This window comes from Echinicola soli (assembly GCF_006575665.1).
Classification (GTDB): domain Bacteria; phylum Bacteroidota; class Bacteroidia; order Cytophagales; family Cyclobacteriaceae; genus Echinicola; species Echinicola soli.
The window spans coordinates 3,080,389-3,093,873 of the sequence record NZ_CP041253.1 but is presented as its reverse complement, the minus strand read 5'-3'; the positions used below and the strand labels follow the sequence as shown (position 1 = coordinate 3,093,873).

At 43.9% G+C, this 13,485-nt stretch carries 10 protein-coding genes; 4 read left to right on the top strand and 6 right to left on the bottom strand.

Annotation, left to right across the window (positions count from 1 at the left end):
• Window positions 1-12: 12 nt before the first annotated feature.
• On the bottom strand, window positions 13-1,215 hold the full coding sequence (locus FKX85_RS12325) for a hypothetical protein (protein WP_141615013.1): 1,203 nt from the start codon (window positions 1,213-1,215) through the stop codon (window positions 13-15).
• 434 nt (window positions 1,216-1,649) lie between these two features.
• Here FKX85_RS12325 and FKX85_RS12320 point away from each other — a divergent pair, with 434 nt between their 5' ends.
• A complete protein-coding gene (locus FKX85_RS12320) occupies window positions 1,650-3,329 on the top strand; it encodes an AMP-binding protein (protein WP_141616786.1) in 1,680 nt (559 codons plus the stop codon).
• A gap of 151 nt (window positions 3,330-3,480) precedes the next feature.
• Here FKX85_RS12320 and bioB read toward each other — a convergent pair whose 3' ends face one another.
• On the bottom strand, window positions 3,481-4,458 hold the full coding sequence (gene bioB / locus FKX85_RS12315; RefSeq protein WP_141615012.1) for a biotin synthase BioB: 978 nt from the start codon (window positions 4,456-4,458) through the stop codon (window positions 3,481-3,483).
• 137 nt (window positions 4,459-4,595) lie between these two features.
• Complete coding sequence (locus tag FKX85_RS12310; RefSeq protein WP_141615011.1) at window positions 4,596-5,141, bottom strand: DinB family protein; 546 nt, start codon at window positions 5,139-5,141, stop codon at window positions 4,596-4,598.
• A 200-nt stretch (window positions 5,142-5,341) separates the two neighbouring features.
• On the opposite strand from FKX85_RS12310, the gene FKX85_RS12305 reads away from it, so the two are divergent.
• The 3 genes from FKX85_RS12305 to FKX85_RS12295 all read left to right on the top strand — a co-directional run bounded on the left by FKX85_RS12305 (window position 5,342) and on the right by FKX85_RS12295 (window position 9,993).
• Window positions 5,342-6,712 carry an exonuclease domain-containing protein gene (locus FKX85_RS12305; protein ID WP_141615010.1) on the top strand — a complete coding sequence of 457 codons (1,371 nt, stop codon included), beginning with the start codon at window positions 5,342-5,344 and terminating at the stop codon, window positions 6,710-6,712.
• An 876-nt stretch (window positions 6,713-7,588) separates the two neighbouring features.
• Complete coding sequence (locus tag FKX85_RS12300) at window positions 7,589-8,386, top strand: hypothetical protein (RefSeq protein WP_229239611.1); 798 nt, start codon at window positions 7,589-7,591, stop codon at window positions 8,384-8,386.
• A 197-nt stretch (window positions 8,387-8,583) separates the two neighbouring features.
• Window positions 8,584-9,993, top strand: coding sequence for an alkaline phosphatase PhoX (locus tag FKX85_RS12295; RefSeq protein ID WP_141615009.1), 1,410 nt, complete (start codon window positions 8,584-8,586; stop codon window positions 9,991-9,993).
• 151 nt (window positions 9,994-10,144) lie between these two features.
• Here the strand turns inward: FKX85_RS12295 and FKX85_RS12290 are convergent, their stop codons facing one another.
• Genes FKX85_RS12290 through metE form a run of 3 tightly spaced genes read right to left on the bottom strand, consistent with a single transcriptional unit; the run spans window position 10,145 to window position 13,404 of the window.
• The gene (locus FKX85_RS12290; RefSeq protein ID WP_141615008.1) at window positions 10,145-10,537 is read right to left on the bottom strand and encodes an acyl-CoA thioesterase; all 393 of its coding nucleotides are present in this window, start codon (window positions 10,535-10,537) and stop codon (window positions 10,145-10,147) included.
• Window positions 10,534-11,022: a PAS domain-containing protein gene (locus tag FKX85_RS12285; protein WP_141615007.1), complete on the bottom strand. Its 489-nt coding sequence runs from the start codon at window positions 11,020-11,022 to the stop codon at window positions 10,534-10,536. Before FKX85_RS12285 ends, FKX85_RS12290 begins: the two co-directional genes overlap by 4 nt.
• A 54-nt stretch (window positions 11,023-11,076) precedes the next feature.
• The gene (metE, locus tag FKX85_RS12280; RefSeq protein WP_141615006.1) at window positions 11,077-13,404 is read right to left on the bottom strand and encodes a 5-methyltetrahydropteroyltriglutamate--homocysteine S-methyltransferase; all 2,328 of its coding nucleotides are present in this window, start codon (window positions 13,402-13,404) and stop codon (window positions 11,077-11,079) included.
• Window positions 13,405-13,485 lie beyond the last annotated feature (81 nt).

The following is a 13,485-nucleotide window of genomic DNA, read 5'->3' as shown; positions in this document are numbered from 1 at the left end:
AAACCCATTTTATCAATCCACCTTATACATTTTATTGGCGGCATTGATATATTCCAATGGGTTAAATGCCGTATCAAAGGCACTTTTTAGATTATTCAGTTTGGTTTCCAAATCATTCATCCTGGGACCGATGTGCTTGGCTTCTTTATATTTTTCGATCAGCCCGTTGTATTTACTGATATTTTCACTGATGCGGAAAGTTATTCCTCCAAAGCGTATTTTTAGCGATTGGATTTCTGCCATTTCATTATAGAAGGTATTCTTCCAATTTTTAGCATTTACTTCCCTTTCTGTCTTCACCCTTTTGGCGATGATATTGGTAAGTTCGTTCAGGTATTCATAACGCTGGTTGGCGTCATTTTCATTGCTGTAACTTCGCTCAAATTCCTTCTTATCGATACCTAGGATTTTTAGGTTTTTGTCCAAATTCTGGGCATATAATTCCTTCAATTCCTCGAGTTCAGTATCTATGGCTTCCCATTCGGTCTCAATCAGGTTTTTATCATTGGTGTAGGCCCCTAGCTCGGCCACTAGTTCAAACATCTGCTGACTTTGCTCTTTCAGTTTTTTGTCCCTTTTACCCAAATTGTCGATATAATTGGACATCCCCATAAACAATGCTTGGCTAAACGTCCCGAAGATGGGCGTACCTGCCGATAAATCTCCTGTAAGACTTACCAAGTTGGACACAACTGAGAGCGATGGATTTTCTTTCTTGTTTTCTTCTACATAAGTTTTAAAACCATTGTACCAATTATTGAAACCTGGATACTGGGTGGGATTGCCAATGGCATTTAGGGTCTGAAAAAAATTTCTCGCTGCACTGAAGAGGATCAATGGCCGTAGCTCCCGTTCCATGGACACCAAATTAATGATCGCCGACTGGTAATTCCCTTGATAGATGTTCAGCTCAGCATCTTTTTCTGCCTGCTGAAAATCCTCAATAAGTTTTACACGCTCGATCAGCTTTTCGATTTTCTGTGCTTCACTGCTCGTTTGGCTCAGTGATTTGTCGAGCAGCTGAATGCGTTCGTCCAGATCAGTGAGCTTAGTTCCAAGCTGATCATCCAGGGAATCGGTCTTCACCTCGATACTTTTAAGGAGACTTTGTTTAAGAGATTGCTCCAAGGACACCTTCATACTGTCTGTCTGACCAAAGGCTTTGACCCCGCTAAGCAGGATCACAATTGTCAATAGGTAAATATTACGTTTCATAAATCGCTATTTTCTTCCCAGCAAACCAATTTTGTGCCATAGTTGGAAGGATTATGGTGAATTGCATAAATTAATTGTTCTCAAAAATAATACTAAAGATGAAAAAGATATAAAAATTTTATTGTACAAAGGAAGATTTTCACCAAACCTCCTCAAAACACTGAACCACAACAGATAACAATTATTTTTAAATCACCTTCCCTGCCAGCCCACAGAACTGTTTCCTCCTTGCCATGTCACATTTAAGGAAATGTACATTTTAATTTGCCATTTCATTGTCCCAGAAGACGGTAAATGATATTTTTACTAAGCAGATTTCCATGGGGAATTTCAGAACAGTGAAAGTCTTTTTAAAAAATGTTGAAATGGACTATATTAATCATAAATTAAAGGCAGAAAGGCAAACGATCAAGAAGAACCCAAAATAGATAATGATGAAAGATTTCCCTTGGTTTAATTTTTATCCCAAATCAGTCCCACAGGAAGTAGATGTAAAAGCCTACTCCAGTGTAGCGGGATTATTTGAAGAGTGCGTGCAGAAATATGGAAATGCCGTAGCCTATGAATGCATGGGCAAAAAAATCAGTTTCCAAGAAGTCGATCAGCTATCCAAGGACTTTGCATCTTATCTTCAAAATGAGCTTAAGCTCAAAAAGGGAGACCGAATAGCCATCCAGATGCCCAACTTGCTACAATACCCAATAGCCATGTTTGGCGCATTGAGGGCTGGATTGGTAGTCGTCAATACCAACCCACTCTACACTCCCCATGAAATGGAACACCAGTTTAAGGATGCTGGCATTTCAGCGGTGGTCATCGTGGCCAACTTTGCCAGCAACCTTGAGGAAATACTCCCCAGGCTGGATGTAAAGCACATCATTCTCACTGAAATCGGCGACCTCTTGGGTGGCCTAAAAGGGGGCATCGTAAACCTTGTGGTCAAATACATCAAAAAGATGGTACCCGCTTATAACCTGCCCCATGTTATTAAATTCAATGATGCCCTGGACATAGGCAGCCACCATAACCTGAAACCCGTCGCCCTCAGCCTGGATGACACGGCCTACCTTCAATATACCGGCGGCACTACGGGCGTCTCCAAAGGTGCCGAGCTCACCCATGGAAACATCATCGCCAATATGCAGCAGATTTCTGCCTGGATGAAACCTAAGCTGATAGAAGGTGAAGAGCTGGTCATCACAGCACTTCCGATGTACCATATCTTTGCCCTGACGGTAAACTGCCTGGCAATGCTCAAGATCGGAGCGCACAACCTGCTGATCACCAATCCCAGGGACATGAAAGCCTTCTGCAAAGACCTTCGTAAGCACAAATTCAGTGTGATCACTGGAGTAAACACGCTATTCAATGGCCTTCTGAACCAAGAATCCTTTCGAAACCTGGATTTTAGTTACCTGAAAATATCAGTTGGCGGTGGCATGGCTGTCCAGAAATATGTAGCTGAAAAATGGGCAACCGTCACCGGAACGCCCTTGGCAGAAGGTTATGGACTCACCGAGACCTCCCCAGTAGCCTGCTGCAACCCCATCGACGGAACACAACGTATTGGCACCATCGGCCTTCCTCTTCCCAATACGGATGTGAAAGTAGTGGATGACGATGGAAATGAACTGGCCAACGGTGAAAAAGGGGAACTCTGTATCAAAGGTCCCCAAGTGATGAAGGGCTATTGGAACAGACCAAAAGAAACCGAAGATGTCATGCTCGGTGATTGGCTCAAAACCGGGGACATCGGCGTCATAACCGATGATGGATTTATTAAAATTGTCGACCGTAAAAAGGAAATGATCTTGGTATCCGGTTTCAACGTCTATCCCAATGAGGTAGAAGACGCTATCGCCACCCATGATAAAGTCACGGAAGTCGGAGTTATCGGAATGCCAGACGAACACTCCACCGAAAAAGTCATTGCATACGTGGTCGCCAATGATCCCTCGGTGACTTCTGAAGAAATCATCAAACACTGCCGGGAAAGCCTGACCAATTATAAGGTCCCTAAGGAAATCTATTTTGTCGACGAATTGCCCAAGTCAAATGTGGGCAAGATTTTACGGCGGATCATTAAAGAAGACCACATTAAAAAATCCGCCTAAAAAAAATCACTATCTCATAAGTCAAATTGACCTTCATTCTGACGAAAGGAAGAATCCCAAATACACCTTTAAGTGAAATTAAAAGAGTGTGAGATTTTTCCTATCGTCGAAATGACAATTTATCCCAAAGGGACACCTACATATTTTTTTATCAAACACTTACTTCCTGATCCTTAAAAGCCTGTCTTGGCTTGAGGTTTAGCGTCTGGAAGAGTTTTTTATCCATATCTTCTTCCGGATTCGGAGTAGTCAGCAGTTTTTCACCTGCAAAGATAGAATTGGCCCCAGCCATAAAGCAAAGTGCCTGCTCCTCGGTATTCATCCTTACGCGCCCCGCAGACAATCTCACCATGGATTTTGGCATGATAATTCTGGCAGTGGCAATCATTCTGACCATTTCCCAAACAGAAACCCGTTCTTGCTTTTCCAACGGTGTTCCTTCCACCGGAACCAGTGCATTGACAGGGACAGATTCAGGATGTGACGGAAGCGTCGCCAGCGTGTGCAGCATCCCTACTCGGTCATCGAGGTTTTCACCAAGGCCAATAATCCCTCCGGAACACACAGAAATGTCAGCTTTCCGAACATTGTCCAAAGTATCCAGTCTATCATCGTAATTTCTAGTGGTGATGATCTCATTGTAGTGATCCTCACTGGTGTCCAGGTTATGGTTATAAGCATACAGCCCTGCATCCTTCAGCTTTTTGGCCTGCTCTTCTGATAGCATGCCCAGGGTACAGCATACTTCCATTCCCATATTATTCACCCCTTTCACCATGTCCAGCACCTTATCAAAGTCCCTGTTGTCACGCACTTCGCGCCATGCTGCTCCCATGCAAAAACGGGTACTTCCAGCTGCTTTTGCATCTGCGGCCCTATTGATTACCTCCTCTACATCAAGAAGCTTATGCACTTTTACATTGGTATGGTATCGTGCAGCTTGGGGGCAATAGGCACAATCCTCAGGGCAACCGCCTGTTTTTACAGAAAGTAAGGTGCAGACTTGTACTTCCTGTGGATCATGAAATTCCCGGTGTACAGTGGCTGCTTTATACATGAGCTCCATGATAGGGGTATCAAAGATCTCCTTGATTTCTTCTCTTGTCCAGTTGTTTCTAATTTCAGTCATCAAATTATGATTTGATTGAAAGCTTAATAAGCGTTAAAATTATAATAATTTAGCAAGGATACCGTATTTTTCCATAGTTTAAACACAGCAATCTGACCTACCCGGCTGATGGACAGCCATTTCCCTTCAGCTGCCGTTTACTCCAAAACCCGCTTTGCTTGTTTTAGATGCCGTCTCTCGTGGGTGGTGATGATATCCAATGCCATCTCCAGTGGATAGGCGATCAACCTGTTTGCTGGCGAATGGATGACTTGCTGCTTTTCCAATGCTGGTTTTAGTCGTGTGAACCAGTCCGAAAGCTCTTTCTGATGCGCTTCAAACACCTGGAGCAAGTCTTCTTGTTCATGTGTTTCAAGTTTTTCAGGCTTCCAAATCGGAATGGTTTTTATTTTTTTTGCATTATCAGGTGCTACTGATTTGAGAATCATATTCCCAATCGCTTTGTTTAAAAACCCGATGTTCCCAATAAATGGCTTTTGGTACCTTCCCTCCACAATCTGCTCGAAAATTGGAAAATAACTCCTGTTGATCACCATAAGATGCTGGATGTTTTCAGCAATGCTCCAGGTATCAGCATTGGGTTTGTTGTAAAGTTGTTCCTTATCAAGGTGCTGGAAAGCACTTTGAAAATCCTGCGTAGTGGTCGCCAGGCTTTTTTGCCAGTAATCTATTTTATTTGTCATCTTGGTAAAAGGGACTAAAAAAACCTTTCGGCTCAAGCCCAGTTAATATTTTGGGACATTTACAGTCAAAATTCGTTATAATGATTGACAATTCATTAAAATTGAACCGTAAATTTAAGGTACCGGAAAAAAGACCATTTGGAGCAAAATGGCCGATTCGGCTACACTTTGTCCAACGCCATATTTCTTCACCAATATAAATGAAATACGCAATTGTAGATATCGAGACGACTGGAGGATATGGAAAAAGACACCGTATCACAGAAGTGGCCGCAGTAGCCCACGATGGCACCCAGGTCCTTGACTCTTTCCAAACCTTGGTCAATCCTAATTGTGAAATCCCGGGTTACATCACAGGCTTGACAGGCATCGACCAGTCTATGGTGGAAGGAGCTCCTTATTTTGAAGACATTGCGGAAGAATTATACGCCTTTTTGGAGGATAAAATTTTCGTAGCACATAATGTCAATTTTGACTATCAATTTATCCGATCTGAATTTGAACGTATCGGCAAACCATTTGACCGTCCCAAGTTGTGCACGGTGAGGCTAAGCAGGAGAATTTTCCCAGGACTGAGGTCCTATAGTCTCGGCAGCATATGCGAACATAAAAACATTGAGATCAAATCCCGCCACCGTGCCTTCGGCGATGCAGAGGCCACTGCGGAACTTTTCTCCAAACTGGTCCATGCAGACCAGGAAGGCATCATGGAGCAGCTGCTAAAGAGGAATTCGGGAGAGGCTTTTTTACCCCCAAATATCACCAAAGAGCAATTTCTGTCCCTGCCCGAGCGTATTGGTGTCTATTACTTCCACGATGCCAACGGAAAGGTGATTTACGTGGGCAAAGCGCTCAATATCCGAAGCCGCTTCAAGGGACATTTTTCTGGGGCTGGCAAAGGTAAACAGGGCATGAAAACAGCGATTCATGATGTTAGTTTCCAGTTGACCGGAAGCGAATTCCTGGCCCTTCTTGTGGAAGCGCTCGAAATAAAGCGGCATTGGCCAAAATATAACCGTGCCCAAAAAGCAAAAGCCTCTCCTTGGGGGATTTACAGGTACCAAGATGGAGCTGGCTACGAACGTTTTCAGGTAGCCAAGATCAACCGATTTGCCAAACCGCTACTGGCCTTCCATACCCATCATGATGCATGGTCATACCTACTGGAAAAAATAGAAAAGCACCAGCTTTGTGCTAAACTTTGCGGGGTACAAAAATCAGCTTCGGCGTGTTTTGACCATCAAGCTGGTGTCTGTCTAGGCGCTTGCTGCGGAAAAGAGTCTCCTACACACTACAACCTTCGAATCCAAGAGTGGCTAGAGGAAATCAACCCTGAAAAAAGCCGGCTGCTTATCCGGGAAAAGGGACGCTATCCACATGAACAAGCAGCCATCTATTTTGAAGAAGGCGTATTAAAAGCCTACGGTTTTATAGACAGTGATACCGAATTTGAGACGGATGAAGAGGTCGTCGAGCATTTGGAATTAGTAAAACCCGTAGGAGACACCTCATCTATTCTCAGCCAATATCTCAGCAAAAACCTGATAAAAAAAGTGAAAGTACTCACCTAACTCCCCTACTACTAGAAATCATCTTGCCAGCACCACCGCCTCCTTTCTTCCTGGACCATGATCCCTTATACATCCCTCACCGTCCAAACATGAGATCCGGGTAAAAATGGATCAAACGGAAAAGTTTGGGCGCTGGACATACCTCTCTAAGCGTCAGTTAGGGCTGAAGCTGTTTTATATGGAACGCGGGCAACGCTGATTGGGCAGATTTTAGGGGGATTTGTAAATGCAAAGTGGACACTGACCAAGCCCCGAAAAGCCTGTCTAGCACCAGATAGAGCGTCACATTCATAGACATGGGCAACGCCCATGGTAAATAGCCGAATAAAATGATTACTGTTTTGTTTAGCTGAAATCACCTGGTCAATGCCCATAAATTCACGCTAAAACCCATTTTATACAGGTAGGGCATAATTCCAAACTCAGCAGGCATAGGGCATTCTTAAAAGTATTGTGAATTTCAGCTGCCTTCATAAATTTTGCTCGATCCAAAATACTGCCCTGCATATTTACCTACAGTACTCCATATAGAGCCGTTTGTTATGCACGAAATTTGGGTCCCTCCTACAAAACACTTCGTGTCTTGACGACTTCGTGGCGACATACCAAACGAATGAAAACCTTACCCCTTCCCTAGAAATATGGCTTGATCCGCAAAAATGACTTGCCACATCGTGCTTTTTATGAAAGGTTTATTTTAAATAACGTAACAAACCCGAATAAATTTTAACAAATCAGAATATTTCCAACACCAAACACTTCCTAATAAAATTTTAACACAAAAAAAGTTGACATTTTTCTCAAACACCAAATAAATGATTATCTTAATAGTAAGAGATTAAAGAAATTATTTTGTGAACCCAAAATATCTTCAATATGAAAAAGTTGTTTTATTTCGTTCTGGTTTTCGTATTCATGTACCGGGGTGCAGAAGCACAGGAAAGCCACCAGTACCTGGTGATTGAATTCATCAAGGTATCTTCAAGCCAAATGGTTGACTATTCAGAGAACAAGAATTTTTTAGAGAAAATCCATGAGCAAGCTGTCAAACAAGGCGATATTCAAGGCTGGGACTTATGGTCACTGCAATCTGGACCGGATCAAGGCGGATTCCAGTATGTCACCATCACCTACTATGATGACCCTGTAAAAATGATGAACGGCATGACAGATGACAATTTTCTCAACTATGCCAAACGGGCCTATTCGGGTGACATGAATGAAATGGAAATTGCCAAGGAGGTCGAAAAGGTCAAAGATAACCGCGACCTGGCCATGCGGGCCTATATGACCGTAGTGGCACAAACAGAGGATAACTTCGATATGAAACCGGGAGTGCTCGCTTCATTTGACCTTATGAAAGCCACAGAAGGTCAGTTTAACGAGTATGAGCATGTCGAAGAAGACCTGTACCAGCCATTTCACCAGAAGAAAGTAGAAGCAGATATGATGGGCAGCTGGAAATTCCTTCGCACAGCCGTCCCCATGGGCAGCGAGGCCGAATACACCCACATGACGCTCAATTTCTACAACAACTACATGCAATTCTTCAACTCCATGGAATACGAGGACATGGAAGCCACCGAAGAGCAATTGGTAGCCATGGAAGAAGGGCTCAGCTCAAGGGATCAGAAATGGGTCTACATGGCGACATTGATCAAAGCCATTCGATAATTTAACTTCCAGCAAAAAAGCAAAACCTGACTTCCCAAAAGTCAGGTTTTTTTTTATAGCCTAAAAACGACAGATGTAGTATTTAATGTAATACTCAGCAGGTTTGTCAAGTATGTTAAAAAGGGTAACTATAAGACAACACACCCTTAATACCCCGATCAAAGGAAAGCCTTACATTGAAATTTTAAAACAAGTATATGAGACAATTATCAAAAACATCAAGAAGGAGCTTTTTAAAAAAATCCGGCATTGCCACTGTTGGCTTTATGGGCTTATACCAGTTTGTACAGCCCAATGCCCTGGCCAATACCATAAATGCAAAAGCTGGATATGGTGCTCTCCTTCCCGACCCTGAAGGCATCCTAAACCTGCCCAAAGGATTTTCGTACAAGATCATCTCCAAAATGGGGCTCGAGATGAGCGATGGACTACTTACCCCAGGCAGCCCCGATGGCATGGGAACATTTAAAGGTGAGAACGGCAAGGTACTCATCGTCAGAAACCATGAGATCAGCCCTGATGATTTGGAAAAAGGGGCATTTGGCAAAAAGAATGAGCGCTTTAAAAATGTATCTGCTGACCTGCTCTATGAAACCGGAAAAGGACAGCTGCCCGGCCTTGGAGGCACCACCACCTTGGTCTATAATCCCCAAACAGGGGAAGTAGAGGATGAATTCCTAAGCTTGGCAGGTACGATCAGAAACTGTGCTGGAGGGATCACCCCTTGGAACAGCTGGTTGACCTGTGAAGAATCGACGGTGAAGACAGGTTCGTATGATGGAAGGTTGGACCTTAATCACGGCTATGTTTTTGAAGTCAATGCTGCTGCCGACAAAAAGCTGAACAAAGCCATTCCCATCAAAGAAATGGGGCGTTTTAACCACGAAGCCGTGGCTGTGGATCCCAAGACCAGCATCGTTTACCTCACAGAAGACCGGGGTGATGGGCTATTTTACCGATTTATACCCAACGAACCAGGCAAGCTTTACAACGGCGGAAAACTGCAAGCACTCGCCATCACTGGAGAAAAAAGCCGTGATACCAGAAACTGGAGTGACTTGGACACCCCAAAATTCAAAAAAAACCAACCCTATAAGGTTACCTGGATTGATCTGGAAGACATAGATGCTCCTGAAGATGATTTGAGACATCGGGGATTTGAGCAGGGAGCTGCTTGTTTTGCTAGAGGTGAAGGCATCTGGTTTGGTGATGGTGAGCTCTATTTTGCCTGTACCAATGGTGGTGAAATTGCCGCAGGACAGGTATTCCGCTATACCCCTGGTGTCAGTGAAGGCAAAGCCAATGAAAGCACTTCTCCTGGCACCCTGGAACTCTTCGCAGAGCCAAATGACAAGGAAATCCTTAAAAGCTGCGATAATGTAGCCATCGCTCCTTGGGGAGATTTATTACTATGCGAAGACGATAAGCATCCCTTTGTCGTGGGCATCACACCAAAGGGAGAATATTATAAACTTGCTGAAAACGTGGGTTACAGGACGGAATTTGCCGGAGGAGTATTTTCCCCTGACGGATCCACCTATTTCGTCAATATCCAAGGAGCAGGCCTAACCCTCGCCATCACTGGCCCTTGGGGGCAACGAGCTTAAACCCGAAACAGGTATTAGCCAATATATTAACCTGAGTTTATAAACCGTCACTGCAAGGCGTTGAGGACCGGATATGTTATAAATCAGGTCAAAATTAACCTTAAGGGTTTACTTTACCTGCTGAGCCATTTCCTTCTAGGGGATGGCTCTTTCAATTTTTAAGGATTTTTGTTGGCTTTTTTTGATCATCAATGGCCACAAGGGTAAATGTACCACTGATGGCCTTTTCCCTCCCCTCTTCATACATCTGCTCGATAAAAATGTCCACCTGCACCTTCAGGCTCGTATTGCCAATATGCACAATATGTCCCACTAGTTCGACAATCGTCCCGGCTGGAATGGGTACCGTAAAATCTATTTTGTCACTGCTTACGGTCACCATGCGCTGACGGCTAAATCTTGTGGCTGCGATAAAGGCCACTTCATCCATCATATGCATGGCGGTGCCACCAAAAAGTGTATCATAATGGTTTACCGTATTGGGGAATACAGCCTTAAAAATCCTTGTTTCTGCTTTTTTTATTTTCTCTTCCAGTATGTTCATTCTTCTTTTTCAAGCGCCAATAGATGTGTTGTATTTCCCTTATTGTCTTGCAAAGGAAACACATGAATGGCACAAATATAGGTAGTTTGGTCCTTTTTGTAGTTTAGAAGCCTGGCCTTGAAGGGCTTTTCTTCCTTTAGTTTTTCCCTAATTTGCTTTCTGGCCAATACAGAGGTTAAAGGCCCTTGTAAAAACTTAGGGTCTTTACCAATAGCATAATGTGCTGCATAGCCTGTCATCTTCCTAAAACCAGCATTTACCCATAGAATCTTTTTGCTTAGTTCAGTCAAGACAATGGCTTGATAGGCGTGTGCTTTAAGGTCAGGGAATGACTTCCAGCCAAATTTCCTCTTGTAGTAAGCCAATACTCGATGATCGTTGACTTCCTTTTCCGGACTTTTATCCAGTAAAAAACTACTTGCATAAATATCCCAGCTTCTCAAGGGAGCCCTAAACGGTAAAGGTTGCTTTTTGGAATGTTTCATATGAAGGACAAATTAATCCGGACAATGATAAAACTGTCCGGATTAATGAATTGTTTATGATATGGTCACATCTGTAGCAATCTCTGCCCTCAGTTTTTTGGCAGCATCCACCATTCGCTTCAGTGCTTCCTCGGTTTCATCCCATCCTCTGGTCTTAAGGCCACAGTCTGGATTTACCCATAACTGCTGATAAGGCACCACCGCTGTGGCCTTCTCTATCAACGTTACCATCTCTGCTGTGGAAGGCACCCTTGGAGAATGGATATCATACACGCCTGGTCCAATGTCATTGGGATAGTTAAACTGTGCAAAGGCATCCAGCAATTCCATCTGTGAACGAGAACATTCGATGGTAATCACATCCGCATCCATGGCAGCAATATGTTCGATAATATCATTAAATTCAGAATAGCACATATGGGTATGGATTTGTGTAGAATCTTCCACTGCCGATGCAGAAATCCGGAAACATTCCACAGCCCATTGCAGGTAGCTGTCCCAATCCGCATGTCGAAGAGGAAGCCCTTCCCGTAAAGCGGGCTCGTCAATTTGGATGATGTGAATCCCCGCTTTTTCCAAATCCTTCACTTCTTCGCGAATTGCCAAGGCAATTTGCTGGCAGGTAACTTTTCTGGGTTGGTCATTTCGAACAAAAGACCATTGCAAAATGGTAACCGGCCCTGTAAGCATCCCTTTTACGGGCTTATCTGTCATTGATTGGGCAAATTTTGTCCAAAATAATGTCATTGGCTCTGGTCGTGACACGTCACCATAGATGATTGGGGGTTTTACGCACCGCGAACCATAACTCTGCACCCATCCATTCTGGGTAAATGCGAAGCCTTCTAGTTTTTCACCAAAATACTCCACCATATCGTTGCGCTCAAACTCTCCATGGACCAAAACGTCCAAGCCCACTTCTTCCTGCCAACGGATTGCTTTTTCGGTAGCCTCTTTGATATTGGCGTTATATTGATTTTCAGTCAATATCCCCTTTTTCAATTGAGAGCGCCATTGGCGCACTTCCCTGGTCTGGGGAAAAGAACCAATGGTGGTAGTGGCAAAATGTGGCAAATCAAGTTGTTCACACTGTAGTGCTTTGCGGCTTGGGAAAGCACTTTTCCGTCGGCCATGCTCAGGACTAAGTCTGGCCACGGCTTTTTGGATATTGGGTTTATGTATCTGGATGGACGTTGCCTTGCTGCGTAATGCTGTCTTATTTTCCTCCAACAATGCATTGTGCCGAGCTACGCCATCATCGAGGGCAATTGCTCTTAATACAGCGATCTCATTTACTTTTTGACGGGCAAAAGCCAGCCAATTTTTAAGTTCAGCACTTAGCGATTCCTCCTTGGTTTCTTCGTCCAGGTCACAGGGGCTGTGGAGCAATGAACAGCTCGGGCTGATCATTAGGCGATCATCTTCCTTCTTGTGTCGAGCCTTCCTGATCAGCTCCAAAGAAGCCTGATAATCATTTTTCCAGATATTTCTCCCATCTACCACACCAAGGGATAGGCTCATATTAGAAGGTACTTTCTCCAATACCGCTTCCAACTGATCAGGATTCCTCACCAAGTCCACGTGAAGACCACAAACCGGCAGTCCGGCAGCCAACTCCAAGTTATCATCAAGTGCACCAAAATAGGTAGTCAAGAGTATTTTTAGCCCGGGAACTGCTTTTTTTATTTCTTGATAAGCCCACTTTATCGCTGACTGCTCTGCACCATCAAGGTCCATTGCCAAAAAAGGCTCGTCAATCTGCACCCAATCAGCATGCACGGCTTCCAGTTTTTTCAACACATCGATATACACCGGCAACAGTTGCTTCAGCAGATCAAGGCGGTGGAAGCCCTCTTCTTTTTCCTTGCCCAAAAGCAAAAAGGAAACGGGCCCTATCAATACTGGTTTGGTAAGGATGCCTAGGCGCTTGGCCTCTTTGAATTCGTCCAGCACCTTGGTAGAAAACAGCTTAAACTGTTGGCCTTTGGTAAATTCAGGAACAATGTAGTGATAATTGGTATCAAACCATTTGGTCATTTCCATTGCAATGATATCAAGTCCATCCTTTTGATAGCCCCTGGCCATTGCAAAATACAGGTCAAGCTCCGGCTTTTTCAGTTCCGTCAGTATCTCATGATAGCGCTCGGGAATGGCTCCCACCGTGAACGCCATGTCCAATACCTGATCATAAAAGGAGAAATCATTGGAAGGAATCAGGCCCAATCCGGCTTCCTGTTGTAGTTTCCAGTTGTTTTCCCGGATTTCCGCAGCAGTTTCCTGAAGGTCATTTAGCGGGATCTTCCCCGCCCAGTAAGCCTCACAGGCTTTTTTCAATTGTCTTTTGCTACCAATTCGCGGGTAGCCAAGATTTTGCGTTAGCATCGTTTAAAACTTTTAACGTGATAAATAATTCGTCAAAAGCCCTTCGCCACACTTCACAATGCTTATGGAATGATACGGTAA